The 20,188-nt window shown below is 40.4% G+C and carries 14 protein-coding genes; 9 read left to right on the top strand and 5 right to left on the bottom strand.

The genetic code is table 11. The features are described from left to right. The first annotated feature begins 11 nt into the window (after positions 1-11). The 9 genes from rexB (at position 12) to xerS (ending at position 14,168) form a co-directional block, all read left to right on the top strand. Positions 12-3,287 carry an ATP-dependent nuclease subunit B gene (rexB, locus tag MK409_RS02735; protein ID WP_268705253.1) on the top strand — a complete coding sequence of 1,092 codons (3,276 nt, stop codon included), beginning with the start codon at positions 12-14 and terminating at the stop codon, positions 3,285-3,287. Then, on the top strand, positions 3,284-6,937 hold the full coding sequence (addA, locus tag MK409_RS02730; protein WP_268705252.1) for a helicase-exonuclease AddAB subunit AddA: 3,654 nt from the start codon (positions 3,284-3,286) through the stop codon (positions 6,935-6,937). Before rexB ends, addA begins: the two co-directional genes overlap by 4 nt. A gap of 123 nt (positions 6,938-7,060) precedes the next feature. Further along, complete coding sequence (locus MK409_RS02725) at positions 7,061-8,239, top strand: hypothetical protein (protein ID WP_268705251.1); 1,179 nt, start codon at positions 7,061-7,063, stop codon at positions 8,237-8,239. A gap of 204 nt (positions 8,240-8,443) precedes the next feature. Next, positions 8,444-9,295: a ribosome biogenesis GTPase YlqF gene (gene ylqF / locus MK409_RS02720; protein WP_268705250.1), complete on the top strand. Its 852-nt coding sequence runs from the start codon at positions 8,444-8,446 to the stop codon at positions 9,293-9,295. Next, positions 9,282-10,061: a ribonuclease HII gene (locus MK409_RS02715; RefSeq protein WP_268705249.1), complete on the top strand. Its 780-nt coding sequence runs from the start codon at positions 9,282-9,284 to the stop codon at positions 10,059-10,061. Before ylqF ends, MK409_RS02715 begins: the two co-directional genes overlap by 14 nt. A gap of 12 nt (positions 10,062-10,073) precedes the next feature. Then, a complete protein-coding gene (locus MK409_RS02710) occupies positions 10,074-11,624 on the top strand; it encodes a ClC family H(+)/Cl(-) exchange transporter (protein WP_000392577.1) in 1,551 nt (516 codons plus the stop codon). A 51-nt stretch (positions 11,625-11,675) separates the two neighbouring features. Further along, positions 11,676-12,416, top strand: coding sequence for a CPBP family intramembrane glutamic endopeptidase (locus MK409_RS02705; protein ID WP_042768105.1), 741 nt, complete (start codon positions 11,676-11,678; stop codon positions 12,414-12,416). A gap of 65 nt (positions 12,417-12,481) precedes the next feature. Next, entirely contained in the window at positions 12,482-12,919 is a 438-nt protein-coding gene (locus MK409_RS02700) for a MepB family protein (protein WP_000697143.1), read from the top strand. Between the two features lie 178 nt (positions 12,920-13,097). After that, positions 13,098-14,168: a tyrosine recombinase XerS gene (gene xerS / locus MK409_RS02695; protein ID WP_268705248.1), complete on the top strand. Its 1,071-nt coding sequence runs from the start codon at positions 13,098-13,100 to the stop codon at positions 14,166-14,168. 79 nt (positions 14,169-14,247) lie between these two features. Here xerS and MK409_RS02690 read toward each other — a convergent pair whose 3' ends face one another. The 5 genes from MK409_RS02690 to MK409_RS02670 all read right to left on the bottom strand — a co-directional run bounded on the left by MK409_RS02690 (position 14,248) and on the right by MK409_RS02670 (position 20,176). Beyond that, positions 14,248-14,889 carry a hypothetical protein gene (locus MK409_RS02690; RefSeq protein ID WP_268705247.1) on the bottom strand — a complete coding sequence of 214 codons (642 nt, stop codon included), beginning with the start codon at positions 14,887-14,889 and terminating at the stop codon, positions 14,248-14,250. 104 nt (positions 14,890-14,993) lie between these two features. Next, positions 14,994-15,983, bottom strand: a complete 990-nt coding sequence (locus tag MK409_RS02685) for a lipoate--protein ligase (RefSeq protein WP_268705246.1) — start codon at positions 15,981-15,983, stop codon at positions 14,994-14,996. Between the two features lie 195 nt (positions 15,984-16,178). After that, on the bottom strand, positions 16,179-17,882 hold the full coding sequence (lpdA, locus tag MK409_RS02680; RefSeq protein WP_268705245.1) for a dihydrolipoyl dehydrogenase: 1,704 nt from the start codon (positions 17,880-17,882) through the stop codon (positions 16,179-16,181). Between the two features lie 39 nt (positions 17,883-17,921). Beyond that, positions 17,922-18,965: a dihydrolipoamide acetyltransferase gene (locus MK409_RS02675; RefSeq protein ID WP_251936137.1), complete on the bottom strand. Its 1,044-nt coding sequence runs from the start codon at positions 18,963-18,965 to the stop codon at positions 17,922-17,924. A gap of 218 nt (positions 18,966-19,183) precedes the next feature. Then, positions 19,184-20,176, bottom strand: a complete 993-nt coding sequence (locus MK409_RS02670; RefSeq protein WP_268705244.1) for an alpha-ketoacid dehydrogenase subunit beta — start codon at positions 20,174-20,176, stop codon at positions 19,184-19,186. Positions 20,177-20,188: the final 12 nt, after the last annotated feature.

Below are 20,188 nucleotides of genomic sequence, written 5' to 3'. Positions count from 1 at the left end.
ACGAGGCAGAGATGAAATTACTTTATACTGATATTCGGACTTCTTTGACAGAAATCTTGACCAGAGAGGCGGAAGAGCTGGTTGCTGCAGGCAAGCGAGTCTTCTACATCGCCCCCAACTCTCTTTCATTTGAAAAGGAACGTGCTGTGCTGGAATGCTTGTCCCAGCAGGCTTCTTTCGCGATTACTGTCACGCGCTTTGCTCAAATGGCTCGTTACCTGGTTTTAAATGACTTGCCTACAAAGACCAGTCTTGATGATATCGGTCTTGGGATGGCCTTTTATAAATGCCTTGCTGAACTCGATCCCAAAGAGTTACGAGTTTTTGGAGCTATTAAACAAGACCCTCAATTTATCCAGCAGTTGATTGAACTTTATCATGAGATGACAACTGCTCAGATGAGCTTTTTGGACTTGGAAAGTTTGACCGATGAGGACAAGAGAGTAGATTTACTCTTAATTTTCGAGAAAGTAACGGCCTATCTCAATCAAAGCCAGTTGGCTCAGGGAAGTCAGTTGTCCCATTTGATTGAGGCTATTGAGAATGACAAGGTAAGTAGTGATTTCAGTCGGCTGGCTTTGGTTGTCGACGGTTTTACCCGTTTTTCCGCCGAAGAAGAGCATGTGGTGGATCTACTCCATCGTAAAGGTGTTGAGATTGTCATTGGTGCATATGCAAGTAAGAAGGCCCATACCAGCCCGTTCACTGAAGGCAATCTCTACCAAGCCAGTGTAGAATTTCTCCATCATTTAGCTGCTAAATACCAAACCCCTGCTCAGGATCGTTCTAAAACTCATGAGAAGATAGATAGTTTTGACAAGGCCTCTCGTTTGCTGGAGTCTTCTTATGACTTTTCAGAAGTCATTTTGGATGTTGATGAGAAGGACCGTGAAAATCTGCAAATCTGGTCTTGCTTGACACAAAAGGAAGAGTTGGAGTTGGTAGCCCGTAGCATCCGTCAAAAATTACATGACCATCCAGACTTGAGTTACAAGCATTTTCGCATTCTGTTAGGAGATGTGGCTTCTTATCAGTTGTCCTTAAAGACCATTTTTGACCAGTACCAGATTCCATTCTATCTTGGTAGAAGCGAATCCATGGCTCATCATCCCTTGGCCCAGTATGTGGAGTCTATTTTACGTTTGAAACGCTATCGTTTTCGTCAGGAGGATTTGATTAATCTTCTCAGAACCGGTCTGTATACTGACCTTAGTCAGGCTGATATTGATGCTTTTGAGCAATATCTCCGCTATCTTGGCATCAATGGCTTGCCATCCTTTCAGCAAACCTTCACCAAATCCCACCATGGAAAGTTTGATTTAGAGCGTTTGAATGCCATTCGATTACGTGTTTTGGAGCCTCTTGAAACCTTATTTACTAGTCGGAAACAGAAGGCTGAAAATCTCTTGCAAAAGTGGAGTATTTTTCTAAAAAATACTGCTTTAAGCAAGCAGATGCATGGTTTAACAGCTACTATGGAAGCACTAGAACAGGAAAGACAAACCGAAGTTTGGAAAGCCTTCTGTCATGTTTTAGAACAATTTGCAACCGTTTTTGATGCTTCACAAGTAAGTCTGGAGGACTTCTTAGCCTTGCTCCACTCAGGGATGACTTTATCTCAGTATCGCACTATTCCAGCGACAGTGGACACTGTTCTGGTGCAGAGTTACGATTTGATTGCACCACTGACTGCTGACTTTGTCTATGCCATTGGACTAACGCAGGATCATTTACCAAAAATTGCACAAAATACGAGCCTTTTAACAGACGAAGAAAGACAAAGTCTAAACCAAGCGACAGAAGAGGGAACACAATTGCTGATTGCAAGCAGTGAAAACCTCAAGAAAAATCGCTATACTATGCTTTCTTTAGTCAATGCTGCCCGTAAACAGTTGGTGTTGTCAGCGCCAAGTCTTCTCGATGAAAATGAGAGTAAAGAATCTGCCTATCTTCATGAACTGGTGAGTTTTGGATTTAGCAGAAGAGAAAAGAGAATGAACCATAAAAAACTTAGCAAAGAAGATATGGGTTCTTATCACAGTCTCTTGTCTAGTCTCGTTGCCTATCATCAGCAGAGCGGGACAAATGATACTGAGCAAGATTTGACCTTTGTCAAGGTCTTGGCGCGTGTCATGGGGAAAAAACTTGACCAAAAAGGCCTTGCGAATCCTGCCCTCCCAACAAGTCCAAGCAGCAAGCCATTAGCAAAGGATACCTTGCAGGCTCTTTATCCAGTTGACAAGGAGTTTTATCTATCTACATCAGGTTTGACGGAGTTTTACCGCAATGAATACAGTTATTTCCTCCGTTATGTCCTTGGTTTGCAGGAAGAATTACGCCTGCGTCCAGACGCTCGCAGTCACGGGAATTTCTTGCATCGTATTTTTGAACGTGCCTTGAAACTGCCTGCTGAAAATCCGTTTGACAAACGTCTGGAACAAGCTATCCAAGAAACCAGTCAAGAACGCGAATTTGAAGCCATTTATCAGGAAAGTTTGGAAGCCCTGTTTACCAAGGAAGTTCTACTTGATGTCGCGCGAACTACGGGCCACATCCTTCGTCATAATCCAGCCGTCGAAACCATCCAAGAGGAGGCAACATTTGGTGGCAAGGATCAGGCCTTTATCCAGTTGGATAATGGTCGCAGTGTCCATGTGCGAGGCAAGGTTGACCGTATTGACCGCCTGAAAGCTGATGGAGCGTTAGGAGTGGTAGACTACAAGTCTAGTCTTACTCAGTTCCAGTTTCCTCATTTCTTTAATGGGCTTAATTCCCAACTGCCCACCTATCTTGCTGCCCTAAAAAGAGAAGGGGAGCAGAACTTTTTCGGTGCCATGTACTTGGAAATGGCTGAATCAGTCCAATCTCTCTTGACCGTTAAGAGTTTGGCAGGAGCGGTAGTAGAAGCCAGCAAGTCTATGAAATATCAAGGCCTCTTTTTAGAGAAAGAAAGTAGTCATTTAGGCGAATTTTACAATAAAAACAAGGCCAATCAGCTGACAGGCGAGGAATTCCAGCTCTTACTAGACTATAATGCCCATCTTTACAAGAAGGCAGCTGAGAAGATTTTACAAGGTAAGTTCGCCATCAATCCATACACAGAGAATGGCAGAAGCATTGCCCCATACGTTCAACAACATCAGGCTATTACTGGCTTTGAAGCAAACTACCATCTAGGTCAAGCACGTTTCCTAGAAAAGTTAGACCTAGCGGATGGCAAACGACTGGTCGGAGAAAAGCTTAAGCAAGCTTGGTTTGAGAAAATGAGAGAGGAGTTGAATCAATGAAGCCCATTTCCTTTTTTACTGAGGAAGAAATTCAAGAACTACAAGAAGCAGAAGCGAGTTCAAGCAAGGAACAGAAAAGAACTGCCGAGCAAATCGAAGCCATTTATACCGCAGGGCAAAATATTCTGGTCTCAGCGTCTGCTGGTTCAGGGAAAACCTTTGTCATGGCAGAGCGCATTCTGGACCAATTAGCCCGTGGTGTCGAAATTTCTCAACTCTTTATCTCGACCTTTACCGTCAAGGCTGCTACTGAACTCAAGGAACGTTTGGAGAAAAAAATCAGCCAACAAATTCAAGAAACCAATGATGTTGATCTCAAACAACACTTGGGACGTCAATTGGCAGACCTGCCAAACGCTGCCATCGGAACCATGGACTCTTTCACACAAAAATTCCTAGGAAAACATGGCTATTTGATTGATATTGCACCGAACTTCCGTATTCTGCAAAACGAAAGTGAACAGTTACTCTTAAAAAATGAAGCTTTTCATCAGGTTTTTGAAGATCATTACCAAGGTGAGAATAAAGAGAACTTTAGCCGTTTGGTGAAGAACTTTGCTGGACGTGGCAAGGATGAACGAGGTCTGCGCCAGCAAGTCTACAAAATCTATGATTTCCTCCAATCCACCAGCAGTCCACAAAAATGGTTGAACGAGTCTTTTCTCAAAGGGTTTGAAGAAGCTGACTTTGTAATTGAAAAAGACAAATTATCTGAGCAAATCAAACAGGCGCTTTGGGATTTGGAAACTTTCCTCCGTTATCATCTGGATAATGATGCCAAGGAGTTTCCAAAAGCTGCCTATTTAGAAGCTGTTCAACAGGTTCTGGATCAAATTGGCTCCTTAAATCAAGAGTCCGATAGCCAGGCTTATCAAGAAGTGCTTGCTCGTGTTGTCACCATCTCTAAGGAGAAAAATGGTCGAGCTCTGGCTAATTCTAGTCGTAAGGCCGATTTGAAAACACTGGCTGATGCCTATAACGATGAGAGAAAGGTCCAGTTTGCAAAACTTGGACAACTAGCAGACCAGATAACAATTCTCGACTATCAAGAACGTTATCATGAAGATACCTGGGATCTAGCTAAAACCTTCCAAACCTTTATGAGTGATTTTGTGGAGGCTTATCGTGAACGTAAACGCCAAGAAAGTGCCTTTGAATTTGCTGATATCAGTCATTACACCATTGAAATTTTAGAGAATTTCCCACAAGTTCGTGAGGCTTATCAGGAACGTTTCCATGAAGTCATGGTCGATGAGTATCAAGATACCAACCATATTCAAGAACGAATGCTGGAACTGCTGTCGAATGGCCATAATCGCTTTATGGTGGGGGATATCAAGCAGTCCATCTACCGATTCCGTCAGGCAGACCCACAGATTTTCAATGAGAAATTCCAACGCTATGCGCAAAATCCTCAAGAAGGCAAGTTGATTCTTCTTAAAGAAAATTTCCGCAGTAGTTCAGAAGTGCTGTCAGCAACCAACCATGTCTTTGAACGCCTTATGGACCAAGAAGTTGGTGAAATCAACTACGATAGCATGCACCAGCTTGTTTTTGTCAATACCAAACTGACGCCCAATCCTGAGAACAAGGCAGAATTTCTCCTCTACGACAAGGACGACAGTGAGCAAGAGGACGAAGAGAGCCAAGTAGAAACAAAACTAACAGGTGAAATGCGCCTAGTCATCAAGGAAATCCTAAAGCTCCATCAAGAAAATGGTGTAGCCTTTAAGGAAATTGCTCTTTTGACTTCCAGTCGCAGTCGTAATGACCAGATACTCCTCGCTCTTTCAGAGTATGGAATTCCTGTAAAAACAGACGGAGAACAAAATAATTACCTCCAATCCCTAGAAGTGCAAGTCATGCTCGACACTCTTCGTGTCATTCACAATCCCCTGCAAGACTATGCCTTGGTTGCCCTTATGAAGTCTCCAATGTTTAGCTTCGATGAGGACGAGCTGGCACGTTTGTCCCTTCAAAAAGCAGCTGATAAAGTACAAGAGAATCTTTATGAGAAACTGCTTCATGCTCAAAAACAAACAGCTGATCAGAAAGAGTTAATTCACAAACCTTTAGAGGAAAAACTAAATCAATTCATGGATATCTTGGATTCTTGGCGCTTGTATGCCAAAACCCAGTCCCTTTATGACTTGATTTGGAAGATATACAACGATCGTTTTTACTATGATTATGTCGGGGCCTTGCCTAACGGTCCTGCCAGACAGGCCAATCTCTATGCTTTAGCTTTGAGAGCAGACCAGTTTGAAAAGAGTAATTTCAAGGGCTTGTCTCGTTTTATTCGAATGATTGATCAGGTTTTGGAGGCCCAGCATGACCTCGCAAGCGTAGCAGTAGCTCCGCCTAAGGATGCGGTAGAACTCATGACCATTCACAAAAGCAAAGGATTGGAGTTCCCTTATGTCTTCATCCTCAACATGGATCAGGACTTCAATAAGCAAGACTCGATGTCTGATGTTATTCTCAGTCGTCAGAATGGACTTGGTGTCAAATACATTGCCAAGGTAGAAACAGGAGCAGTGGAAGCACACTATCCTAAAACCATCAAACTCTCCATTCCTAGCCTAACTTATATCCAGAATGAGAAAGAACTGCAATTGGCTAGCTATTCTGAGCAAATGCGTCTACTGTATGTTGCTATGACACGGGCTGAGAAAAAGCTCTATCTTGTCGGTAAGGGCTCTCGTGAAAAGCTAGAAGCCAAGGAGTATCCAAGATCTGAAAACGGAAAACTCGATAAACATACCAGACTTCAAGCCAAGAATTTCCAAGATTGGATCTGGGCGATCACTAAAGTATTTGCTAGAGACCATCTCAACTTTAGCTATCGTTTTCTTGGTGAAGACCAGCTGACCAGAGAAGCTATCGGAGAATTGGAAAACAAGAGCCCTCTACATGATAGTTCTCAAGCAGACAATCGCCAGTCAGAAACTATCAAAGAAGCTCTGGAAATGCTAAAAGAAGTAGAAGTCTATAATACTCTTCACCGTGCGGCTATTGAACTTCCTAGCGTCCAAACTCCTAGCCAAATCAAGAAATTCTACGAACCAGTAATGGATATGGAAGGGGTACAAATTGCTAACCAAACCAAATCAACAGAGAAGCAAATCAGCTTCGATTTACCAGATTTTTCAACTAAAGAAAAGGTAACTGGAGCTGAGATTGGTAGTGCCACTCACGAACTCATGCAGAGAATTGACCTTAGTCAGCAACCAACACTTGATAACCTGAAAGATACTCTGCACCAAGTTCAAACCAGCCCAGCTGTTAGAGACAAGATCAATCTTTCTAAAATCCTAGCTTTCTTTGATACGCCACTCGGTCAGGAGATTCTCGCTAATACTGACTATCTCTATCGTGAGCAACCTTTCTCCATGCTCAAACGCGACCAAAAGAGTCAGGAAGACTTTGTTGTTCGTGGAATCTTGGATGGCTATCTTCTTTATAAGAATCGTATCGTTCTTTTCGACTACAAAACAGACCGTTACGATCAACCAAGTCAACTCATAGACCGCTATCGTAGTCAGTTAGCCCTATATGGAGAAGCCTTATCACGAGCCTATTCGATAGAAAACATTGAAAAATACTTGATTTTACTCGGAAAAGATGAGGTTCAAGTTGTAAAAGTATAATTTATACTCTTCGAAAATCAAATTCAAACCACGTCAGCTTCACCTTGCCGTACTCAAGTACAGCCTACGGCTAGCTTCCTAGTTTGCTCTTTGATTTTCATTGAGTATTAGAAAGGAGACCTCATGACACTTCCAGTTAGAAAATCCTTGCACGATGCGGTTTTACAGGCTTCAAAAGCCGATACTTGGGATCAAGCTACCAAGGAATGGAATGAAGTTTCCTTGATTTTTAATGGCATTGGGCGTAGCAATTGTATCTGCGGAAATGCCATTAAATATGCTTACGAACTCTTTAACAATGTCACAGGACAACGTCTCTTTCCTATCGGCAGTGACTGTGTTCGCCATTTTCATCGATTAAGTCTTGACCAGCAACTAGAAGAGGAAGAAAAACTTCTCAGAAAGCTTGAAAATCTGACTAGAAAAGTTAAGAAAAAGGAAAAAATCAAGGTCAATAAAAGCGATTTTGACGAACGACTTCTAAAATGGTTTTGGGATAAAGGTGTTTTCAAATCCAATCTTGGAAATCAATTTGCACCTGAAAAAGACTACCAGCTCTTCCTAGAAGTCTTTCAAGGTGGAAGTTGGACCAAGGCAGACACCAAAAAGAAGGCTCGTTTGGAAGAAGTCCTTGAAAAGTGTATCAAACCCTTTCTACTTGGAAAGTCTGATGATCAACTATACCTTGTCAAACTAGGCAAGGAGAAAATCGATTACGAGCAGCATTTACGGATTCAAGCAGAGAAAGAACGTAAGAAAAGAGATAAAATCGCCAAGAAATACGCTGACAACCTCATTCTTGCTATGGGGCCTGCAGAACGAGCCTATCAAGATTACTTTGGCTTTAGAGAAACTCTCACACCAGAAGAACGAAAATGGGAAAAAATTCTTTTTGGAAAGAATAGAGAAGAACGAGCTCTCAAAGCAAAACAAAACCCAAAAGAGCTTGAAAAAGAGCAACGAATTGCGAACCAAGATCCTATTGAACGAAAGCAAAAACAAATTTTGCTAATAAATTCTTATTTTCGTGATTTACCAGATGAAAAATCCAGGTTCTCTCGACTCTTGCTGGAGTATCGAAAATATGGTGAAGTGCCCTTTTCAGAAGATTACTTAACTGAGCATCTAATCGATTTTTTCTACAGGATGAAGGCCTTTGAGTTTGAGATTGCTCCAGATAAAGCTGCTGAATTTTTAAAAGAATATTTAAGAGCTGACTATTTATCCCCAGCGCAAATTCTCTGGAGTGAAACGATTGTCACAAATTGTGTCTGCCCTTTTCTCTCAAGAATAGACTTATAAGAAAAACACCTATCATCAATATGACTTGATAGGTATTTTTCTCGTACTTTGATATAACAATACATTATTTATGCAAACATTTTTACTATATATACTCATTTTTGTAGACAAAAGCCTATGCAAAGAGGGTTCATTTATGATAGAATAGATGGTAAGAAAGAAAACGTTTTTATCACGTTTTTTTTAGTCGGAAGGGGAATTATTATGGCTACTATTCAATGGTTTCCGGGCCACATGTCTAAGGCTCGGCGACAAGTTCAGGAGAATTTAAAATTTATTGATTTTGTGACGATTTTGGTGGATGCTCGCCTACCTTTATCTAGTCAAAATCCTATGCTAAACAAGATTGTGGGTGATAAACCCAAACTCTTGATTTTAAATAAGGCTGATCTGGCTGATCCAGCAATGACAAAAGAATGGCGTCAGTACTTTGAATCACAAGGTATTCAAACTCTGGCAATCAACTCCAAAGAGCAAGTTACCGTAAAAGTTGTGACAGATGCAGCCAAAAAGCTTATGGCTGATAAAATTGCGCGCCAAAAAGAACGCGGTATAAAAATTGAAACCTTGCGTACTATGATTATCGGAATTCCAAATGCTGGCAAATCAACCCTGATGAACCGTTTGGCTGGGAAAAAGATTGCGGTGGTCGGCAATAAACCAGGTGTTACCAAGGGGCAACAATGGCTCAAAACCAATAAAGACCTTGAAATCCTAGACACACCAGGGATTCTTTGGCCTAAGTTTGAAGATGATGCTGTCGCACTGAAACTAGCCCTAACTGGAGCTATTAAAGACCAGTTGCTTCCCATGGATGAAGTCACCATTTTTGGTCTCAATTATTTCAAAAAACATTATCCAGATAAGCTAGCTGAACGCTTCAAACAAATGAAAATTGAAGAAGATGCTCCTGTTATCATCATGGATATGACACGTGCTCTCGGTTTCCGAGACGACTACGACCGTTTTTACAGCCTCTTCGTGAAGGAAGTTCGTGATGGAAAGCTCGGTACCTATACCTTAGATACATTGGACGACATCGATGACGACGATTAAAGAAATCAGAGAACTTCTTGCTACTGTCAAAGACTTAGACAATCCCCTTTTTCTTGAACTGGAAAAAGATAGCCGAACTGGAGTTCAAAAGGAAATCACCAAGCGAAAAAAAGCCATTCAGGCTGAACTGGATGAAGACCTTCGCCTGGAAACTATGCTTTCTTATGAAAAAGAACTTTATAAGCAAGGATTGACTCTAATTGCAGGTGTTGACGAGGTCGGCCGTGGTCCTTTGGCTGGTCCTGTGGTCGCTGCAGCGGTAATCTTGCCTAAAAATTGTAAAATTAGAGGCCTCAACGATAGTAAGAAAATCCCCAAAAAGAAACATTTGGAAATTTTTCAAGCCGTTCAAGACCAAGCTCTGGCAATCGGCATTGGTATCGTGGATAATCAGGTCATCGACCAAGTCAATATCTATGAAGCAACCAAGCTTGCTATGATAGAAGCAATCTCTCAGCTCAGTCCCCAACCTGAGCACCTCTTGATTGATGCCATGCAGCTTGATTTACCGATTTCCCAAATAGCAATCATCAAGGGAGATGCCAACTCGCTCTCTATCGCAGCCGCATCCATAGTTGCCAAAGTGACACGGGATAATTTAATGAAGGATTATGACAACCAGTATCCTGGATATGATTTCGCTGCTAATGCTGGATATGGAACAGCAAAACACTTAGAAGGTCTTGATAAACAAGGAGTTACTCCCATTCATCGGACCAGTTTTGAACCAGTCAAAACACTGGTTTCAACTAAGAAAGACAAGTAAGAGGAAATGATTATGGAGGAACAGTCAGAAACACTCAGTTCCAAGAAAGAATTTGCCTTTGCCTCAAGCACCATATTATCCCAAGTTGGACGGGGAATCATTGTTGGTCTCGTCGTCGGGCTAATCGTCGGATCTTTTCGTTTCTTAATCGAAAAGGGCTTCCATCTGATACAAGGACTCTATCAAGATCAAGCGCACTTAGTGCGCAATCTTTTTATCATTGGCCTATTTTATGTAATAGTTTGCTGGCTTAGCGCGAAACTAACTCGGTCAGAAAAAGATATCAAGGGTTCAGGAATTCCTCAAGTTGAAGCTGAACTAAAGGGACTGATGAGTCTCAACTGGTGGAGTGTCCTCTGGAAGAAATATGTATTAGGTATTCTTGCTATTGCCAGTGGCCTTATGCTAGGTCGGGAAGGGCCAAGTATTCAACTTGGAGCAGTTGGTGGTAAAGGTATTGCCAAATGGCTCAAATCGAGTCCAGTAGAGGAACGTTCCCTGATTGCCAGTGGAGCAGCTGCAGGTTTAGCAGCTGCCTTTAATGCACCAATTGCAGGTCTCCTCTTTGTTGTAGAGGAAGTCTATCACCATTTTTCACGATTTTTCTGGGTATCAACTCTAGCAGCTAGTCTCGTAGCAAACTTTGTTTCTCTGCTCATATTTGGCTTAACACCCGTACTGGATATGCCAGACGACATTCCTCTCATGACCCTAGACCAGTATTGGATATACCTCCTTATGGGAGTTTTTCTCGGGCTTTCTGGTTTTCTCTATGAGAAAGCTGTACTCAATGTTGGTCGAGTTTATGATTGGGTTGGTCAAAAAATCCATTTAGATAGAGCTTATTATCCAATCCTAGCCTTTATCCTTATCATACCAGTCGGGATTTTCTTGCCACAAATTCTCGGTGGTGGAAATCAGGTCGTTCTTTCCTTGACTGAGCAAAATTTTAGTTTTCAAGTTCTATTAGCTTACTTTTTGATCCGCTTTGTTTGGAGCATGATTAGCTATGGAAGTGGCCTCCCAGGAGGAATTTTCCTACCCATTTTGGCGCTCGGTTCCTTACTTGGTGCCCTAGTTGGTGTCATTTGTGTCAATCTTGGGCTTGTCAGTCAGGAACAATTCCCTATATTTGTCATTCTGGGAATGAGTGGCTACTTTGGGGCAATTTCCAAGGCTCCCTTAACCGCTATGATACTTGTTACTGAGATGGTAGGGGACATTCGAAACCTCATGCCACTTGGCTTAGTGACCTTAGTCGCCTACATTGTTATGGATCTGCTCAAGGGTGCTCCAGTCTATGAGGCCATGCTCGAAAAAATGCTGCCAGAAGAAGCGACAGATGAAGGAGAAGTCACCCTCATTGAAATCCCTGTATCAGATAAAATAGCAGGAAAACAGGTTCACGAGCTCAACTTGCCACATAACGTACTCATCACCACCCAAGTCCATAATGGCAAAAGCCAAACCGTTAACGGCTCAACTAGAATGTATCTGGGTGATATGATTCACCTAGTGATTCCAAAAAGTGAAATTGGAAAAGTCAAAGATTTGTTGTTATAAGTTCTTTTTACATAATTTATTTTACGTAAAATATTATTGAAAGGATTCTCTATGAAAAGAAATAAGGCAATTGCAGTATATTTGCTAGGCACATTTAGCCAAATAGCATCAGTTTGCCTCCTTTTCTTTCTCTTGAATCATTTTTCTATTCATTCCAATCTATTATCTATTTTAGGAATCTTTCTAGGTGGCATTTCTTCAGCACTTTGGGGAATCATTGTTGCAAATCACTATTTTCATATTCCTTTTAAGAAGATCGTTAACGATTTTTTTAACATTCATACCAGTTACAAACATTATTTATTATCTTTTTTCCTTATTGTCCTTGATTTTTCTTTTCTAATGTTTGGTGGGCAAATAGTAGAATTTAGCTGGTATCTCCCATTTTTGATATTCTTCAAATTTATTGTCTTTGGTGGTATAGAAGAGATTGGATGGCGATATGTCTTTCAACCAATTTTACAAGAAAAGTTGCCATATTTTTACTCAACAATCCTAACCTTTTTCAGCTGGGCAATTTGGCATCTGTTGTTCTTTTACATAGATGGCTCCCTAGCAACTCTGCAAATTCTACCGTTTTTATTTGGATTGCTAACGAATTCTTTCATACTCTCAGCTCTTTATATCAAAACAAAGAATCTCTGGATTTGCGTTATGACACATTCGATCATTAACGTCTTGTCTCAGCTAACCATAGACATTGAACGATACGAAACCTACCTTATTAAAATCTTCGTCATCTTGGTATCCTGCTATATGGTAATACATAAAAAAGATGAGTATAGTTGTTAGCTGATTTTGTTGGAAACAGTATTATTCTTTGGAAAAGTTATTTGCTAAGGGGGACATACATCATAATGAAAATACTCGATGTTTTATATAATTTTTATGGTGATTTTGATTTCATTGAAGAAAAATACAATGAAAAATACGAAGGTATTCTTATCAATATAAAGGAAGAGCAAGGGTATAAAAGATGCCGCTTGGCAAAAAGAACACCAAAAAAAGAAGGATATTTTACAGTTTTTTGGAAAAAAGACCAAAACAACAAGAACATTCCTTATACCAATGAGGACTTAGGAAATGAACTTATAATCGTTATCATTGATAATGATAAGAGGGGACTATTCATTATTCCAAACGAGGTGGCTATTCGTAAAAACATTCTGTCGACAAAAGATAGCAATGGAAAAATGTCTATGCGATTTTATCCTCCTTGGTGCTCAAATTTAAATACAACAGCTCGAGCAACACAAAAATGGCAATTGCAATATTTTAGAGAAATTAAAATATAAACATATTGCCGGATTACATACACACAAAAGACCTGTTTCTTATGATTGTGGAACCAGGTCTTTGTTTTTTCTAGAATCCATCAAACACTTATAACATCTTTCCGAAAAACTATAATTTTCTTGAAAAATATATAAGTCTATGCTATACTACTAGTAGACTTAATTATGGAGAAAATAGATGAAACGTGAGATTTTACTAGAACGAATCGACAAACTAAAACAAATCATGCCCTGGTATGTTCTGGAATACTACCAATCTAAGCTTGCTGTTCCATACAGTTTTACAACCTTGTATGAATACCTCAAGGAATATGACCGATTTTTCAGCTGGGTTTTAGAGTCTGGGATTTCAAATTCTGATAAAATAGCTGATATTCCTTTATCGGTCTTGGATTCCATGTCTAAGAAAGACATGGAATCCTTTATTCTTTATCTACGAGAACGACCTTTGCTGAATGCTAATACAACCAAACAAGGCGTTTCACAGACAACCATCAATAGAACCTTGTCAGCACTTTCCAGTCTATACAAATATCTAACTGAGGAAGTTGAAAATGATCAGGGCGAGCCCTATTTCTATCGTAATGTAATGAAGAAAGTTTCAACCAAGAAAAAGAAAGAAACCCTTGCTGCCAGAGCTGAAAACATCAAGCAAAAACTCTTTCTAGGTGATGAAACAGAAGGTTTTCTAACTTACATCGATCAGGAGTACCCGCAACAGCTCTCCAACCGAGCTCTATCATCATTCAATAAAAATAAAGAACGTGATTTAGCTATTATTGCCCTTCTCTTGGCCTCAGGTGTCCGCTTATCTGAAGCTGTTAATCTGGATCTAAGAGATCTCAATCTCAAAATGATGGTTATCGATGTCACTCGAAAAGGTGGTAAACGAGACTCGGTCAATGTCGCAACCTTTGCTAAGCCATACCTAGAGAATTATCTCGCCATTCGAAATCAACGCTATAAGACAGAAAAGACAGATACAGCGCTCTTTCTGACCTTATACCGAGGTGTTCCCAATCGTATCGATGCTTCTAGTGTTGAAAAAATGGTTGCTAAGTACTCAGAGGATTTCAAAGTGCGTGTAACACCCCATAAACTACGCCATACCTTAGCAACCAGACTCTATGATGCAACTAAATCGCAAGTTTTGGTCAGTCACCAATTAGGACATGCTAGCACACAAGTCACTGACCTCTATACCCATATCGTCAATGATGAACAAAAGAATGCTTTAGATAGTTTATAATCGTTACATATTATAAATTATGTAAAGCAACTATCGCAAAAAAACGAAAGATAAAAGGAATTGATCTTTCGTTTTTTAGTTATTTAAACTCAATCCAGTAGTTACGGTGTGGCTCTATAATTACTGGTTTACCCCAAAAGGCTTGCAGATAGGCTAGATTTGCTGAGCTTATAGGTTTTTTTGAATCATTGTACTGCTCAGCACTCTCTTTAGTTAGAAAACATTTTACTGCTTCATAAGAAGTTCCATCAGATGATTCTCTTTCGATTCCCATATAAGAAATTTCGTCACCACTTTTAAGATCGTTAGTTAACAGTTTACCAATAAAGAACACTGTCTTATTTTTCATAAGTTCATAAGCCTTACTATTTTCAAGTCGGTTGTTTGCTGCAGCATACATAATACAAAAACTATCAACAATGTCTTTCAAAGGCATTAAGTCTTCTTTGTTTACTTTGATTTCATCGGGGAGAAGTCCTCCAATTATAAGATTTTGGAAATAGGCTTGCTGGATTACATTATCTAAAGCCATCCCTAAAGGAATTTGAACAGCTTGGTATCCTAAAGGCTGAAGATCTTTGTATTTCTTATCATAATGTTTTTGTGTGATGCTTATATTTAAACTTTCAGTTTGAGAAATTTCCGCATTTCTATAAAAAGCAACAACATTGCGGTCTAACTGTTCAAATAGATTAAGTTTTTCTACTGGAATTTCTATCATAATGAATAACTCCTTTTCATTTTTCATCACTATTATAATCTAATCAGCATGATTATTAAGTTTAACCCTAATAAAAGAATCCATCATAAATGGATTCTTTTTCCTTACCCCACTACTGCTTCAGCGATTTCTTCACGGCTAATACCAGCAAAGTAGCGCGTAATATCAATAGTTTCTAGAGCTTTAAGAACATCCTCACGTTCGTATTTCACGCCACGAAGGATATCTTCTACAGCTGCAACATCTTCGATGCCAAAGAAGTCACCATAGATCTTGATGTCTTGGATTTTTGATTCAATGACGTTGGCAAAAACTTCAACCTTACCACTAGTGAATTTTGTTCCACGACGGATGTTAAATTCAGGTGATTTACCGTAGTTCCAGTCCCAAGTACCAAACTTGGTATCCTTGATACGATTGATTTCCGCCAATTCTTCTTCTGAAAAGACGTATTCAGTCATCACTGGGTACTCTTTTTTCATGTATTCCAATAGCAAATCACGGAATTCCTCAACTGTGATTTTTTCTGGTAATTCATTGACAATATTGGTTACACGAGCACGGACGGATTTCACACCTTTTGACTCAAATTTGTCTTTTGAAACCTTGAGGGCGTTAGCAAGGACTGACAAATCAACGTCAAAGAGCAAGCAACCATGGTGCATGATACGCCCATTGATATAGGCTTGGGCATTGCCACAGAATTTCTTACCGTCAATCTCAAGGTCATTACGGCCTGTGAACTCAGCTTTAACACCGAGTTGAGCCAAGGTATTGATAACTGGAGTTGAGAAGCTCTTGAAGTCAAAGGCCTTGTTTTCATCTTCTTTTGAAATTATGGTGTAGTTGAGGTTGTTTAGATCGTGATAAACAGCTCCGCCACCACTGATACGGCGGACTACCTCAATACCATTTTCTCGAACATAGTCACGGTTGATTTCTTCGATAGTATTCTGGTGACGACCAACAATGATAGAAGGTTTGTTAATCCAAAGTAGGAAGATTTGATCCTCATCTAAAAGGTGTTTAAAGGCATATTCTTCCAAGGCGATATTAAAGGCAGTGTCGTTTGAATGATTGATAATATATTTCATAGTATTTCCAAAAATTTAGTTTTTAAATTCTGTTCATAGCAATCCAATTTTCTAAAGTGGTAAAAAGAAATGTAACGATAACACGTTACATTTCTCGGAAAAATTGAGACAAGAGGCTCAATTTTTAGGCATGGAACTCTAATAGAGGTCGCTGCCGTCCGTACTACTTTAAGAAAATTTAGTTGAAAATCTTATTTATTTTTTCTTAGGTGAATGAATAGCCATTCCTAAAACATCCGCAAATGCTTCGTACATCACTTCAGAGTATGTTGGGTGTCCGTGGATGGTCTTCAGCATTTCTTCAACAGTGATTTCCATTTCGATAATGCTTGATGCCTCGTTGATCAATTCTGCAGCTGCAGGACCGATGATATGAACACCAAGGATTTCTCCGTATTTCTTATCTGCAATGACTTTTACGAAACCTTGAGCCGCATCAGAAGCGATAGCGCGTCCGTTAGCGGCAAAGTTGAATTTACCGATGGCAACATCGTATTTCTCACGAGCCTGCTCTTCTGTCAAACCGACTGCTGCTACTTCAGGAAGAGTGTAAATGGCTGCAGGAGTCAAGTTGAGTTTTGCTACGACGTGATTTCCTTTAAGCGCATTTTCAGCGGCAACTTCACCCATACGGAAGGCTGCGTGAGCCAACATCTTGGTACCATTGATATCACCTGGTGCATAGATACCTGGAACAGAAGTTTCCATGTATTCGTTGACCTTGATGCGACCACGATCCAATTCAAACTCAACATCGCCAATACCTTCAAGATCTGGAACACGACCGATTGAAAGAAGAGCTTTGCTTGCGATGATATCGTCTTTTCCTTCAACTTTAATACGAAGTTGACCATTTTCCTCGATGATTTCTTGCAGTTTTGTACCTGTTAAGATGGTCATTCCTTTACGTTCAAGGATCAACCGAAGGTTCTTAGAAACTTCCGCATCCATAGCTGGAACGATACGGTCCATCATTTCGATAACAGTTACTTTTGAACCAAATGTCATGAAGGCTTGACCAAGTTCGATACCGACAACACCACCACCGATGATAACAAGGCTTTCTGGAACTTCGTTCATTTCAAGAATGTCGTCACTTGTCATCACGAGTGAAGATTCCATACCAGGAACATTGATCTTGCTGACTTTTGAACCACCAGCAAGGATGATTTTCTTGGTTTCAAGCAATTCTGAACCATTAACTAAGACATTCTTGTCTTTAGTGATGGTACCAATTCCTTTATGAACATCTACTCCATAACTACGAAGAAGTCCCGCAACTCCACCAACAAGAGTATTAACAACTTTAGATTTAGTTTCTAAAAGTTTGTCCATATCAACAGTGAAGTTAGGATTTTCAATCACGATACCACGATTAGCAGCATGACCGATATTCTCGATAATTTCAGCGTTGTGAAGGTAAGTCTTCGTTGGGATACATCCGCGGTTCAAACAAGTTCCACCAAGTTCAGATTTCTCAACAAGAGCAACCTTACCACCTAATTGAGCTGCTTTAATGGCAGATACATAACCAGCAGGTCCACCACCAATAACGACTATATCGTAAGCATCATCGCTCTTACCATCATCGTTTGAAGCATTTGCTGCAGATGCTGGGCTAGCTTCTGGTGCAGCTGCTCCAGCTGATGGGATGTTTTCACCTTCCTCACCAAGATATCCGATAACTTCAGTAACAGGAACAGTCTCGCCGTCACCTTTTAGGATAGCGATCAAATAACCGTCTTCTTCTGCTTCCAATTCCATGCTGACTTTGTCAGTCATGATTTCCAAAAGGATTTCTCCTTCTTTTACAAATTCTCCGACTTTTTTATTCCATTGGACGATTTGTCCTTCTGTCATATCCACGCCGGCTTTTGGCATAATTACTTCTAAGGCCATATCTTACTTCCTTTATCTATATTTCTAAAAATAAACTCTTTAAACCAACATTGAGATTGGGTTTTCAATCAAAGCTTTCAAGTCTTTCATAAACTTAGCACCAGCCATACCATCTACGACACGGTGGTCAATTGTTAAACCAAGACTCATAATTGGACGAATCACGATTTCACCATTAACAACAACTGGTTTCTCAACTGTTGAGCTAACCCCCAGGATGGCTGAGTTTGGTTGATTGATGATTGGACCAAACGATTGAACCCCAAACATTCCCAAGTTACTGATGGTGAAGGTTGAATTTTGCAATTCACTTGGAGCTAGTTTACCATCCAAAGTACGTCCAATGACGTCTTTGAAGGCAACAACCAACTCAGACAAGCTCATTTTTTCAGCATTATAAACAACTGGTGTCATCAATCCATTATCCATTCCAACCGCCATCGCAAGGTTGACGTAGTTGTGAGTGATAATGGTTTTACCATCTTCCGTTAACGAAGCGTTGATGTATGGGTGTTTCATCAGAGTCTTAACAACCGCAAGTGAAAGCAAGTCTGTAACTGTAATTTTCTTACCGGTTGCTTCCATGATTGGTTCTAGAACTTTCTTACGAAGGGCAAGCATTTCAGACATATCGACATCGTAGTTAAGCGTAAAGGTTGGTGCAGTCAAGTAAGACTCAACCATACGTTGAGCGATAACCTTACGCATCGGTGTCATTGGAATACGCTCGATTTCTCCATAAGGTGTTACGTTATCTGGAACTTCTTCAACTTTCTCGATTTGAGCAGGTGACTTGATTGTCTCGTTCTCGATATTTTCAGGAAGGAAAGCTAAAACATCCTTCTTCATAATCTTACCACGATGACCAGTTCCTTGGATTTCTTGCCATGCAATGTTATGTTCAAGGGCAATTCGTTTTGCGAGTGGCGAAATGCGAACCACATTAGTGTCTTTAAATGTTTCCACGTCTTCTTTGTGGACACGACCGTTTGCGCCTGAGCCAGAAACATCGTAGAGATTAATTCCTAAATCATCCGCTAATTTTCTAGCTGCAGGAGTCGCTCTTAGCTTATCATCAGCCATGACCTCTCCTATTCTATTTATGATGCAAAGGGCGTTTAAAAGCGACCGAAAAATAGGAAATCAACGCAGACTTCGATGAAGTCAAGGTGATTTATCTTTTTTCCGAGCTTTTAGCCCGTGCTCTAATCTAAGATACTAAGGACGCAGAGAACTTTGCATCACTAGATACAAAGTTTCTTCGTCTAAATTGATACATTTTACATAATTTATGTTATGTATTACTGTTTGTTATGAGTTTTACGGATTGCATCTTTGATGCTTTCAACTGTTGGAATCATCGCATTTTCAAGGTTTTGTGCGTAAGGCATTGGCACATCTTCTCCTGCACAACGACGGATTGGGGCATCCAAGTAATCAAATGCTTCAGATTCAGAAATAATAGCTGAAATCTCTCCGATATAGCCACTTGTTTTGTGGGCGTCGTTGACCAGAACAACCTTACCAGTCTTCTTGACTGAGTTAATAATGATATCCTTATCAAGCGGTACAAGGGTTCGTGGGTCAACAATTTCAACCGAAATTCCTTCTTCTGCCAATTCCTCAGCAGCTTGCATAACACGACGAAGCATTTTACCGTATGTTACGACAGTTACATCTGTTCCTTCGCGTTTAATTTCACCAACACCAAGTGGAATTGTATAGTCAGGATCTACTGGTACTTCACCTTTCTGGTTAAATTCCGATTTGTATTCAAGAATGATAACAGGGTTATTATCACGGATAGAAGACTTGAGAAGTCCTTTCATATCCGCAGGTGTTCCTGGAGCTACAACCTTAAGTCCAGGAATGTGAGTAAACCAAGACTCTAGAGATTGCGAGTGCTGGGCTGCAGAACCAACTCCGTTACCAGCTGCACAACGGACAGTCATTGGAACCTGACCTTTACCACCAAACATATAACGTGTTTTAGCAGCTTGGTTGACGATATTGTCCATGGCAATAACGGAGAAGTCCATGAATGTCATATCGACTATTGGACGAAGCCCCGTCATGGCTGCTCCTGCTGCTGCACCAGAGATAGCAGCTTCAGAAATAGGACAGTCACGGACACGTTCTGGACCAAATTCTTCAAGCATTCCAACAGAAGTTCCGAAGTCTCCTCCGAAGACGCCGACGTCTTCTCCCATCAAGAACACATTTTCATCGCGACGCATTTCCTCAGACATAGCAAGGATAATGGTGTCACGGAAGGACATTGTTTTTGTTTCCATTTTTATCTCTTT

The sequence above is a fragment of the Streptococcus oralis genome (genome assembly GCF_026782375.1).
Taxonomy (GTDB): domain Bacteria; phylum Bacillota; class Bacilli; order Lactobacillales; family Streptococcaceae; genus Streptococcus; species Streptococcus oralis_CL.
The sequence above is the reverse complement of the archived record's forward strand: the minus strand, read 5'-3'. Positions and strand labels throughout refer to the sequence as shown.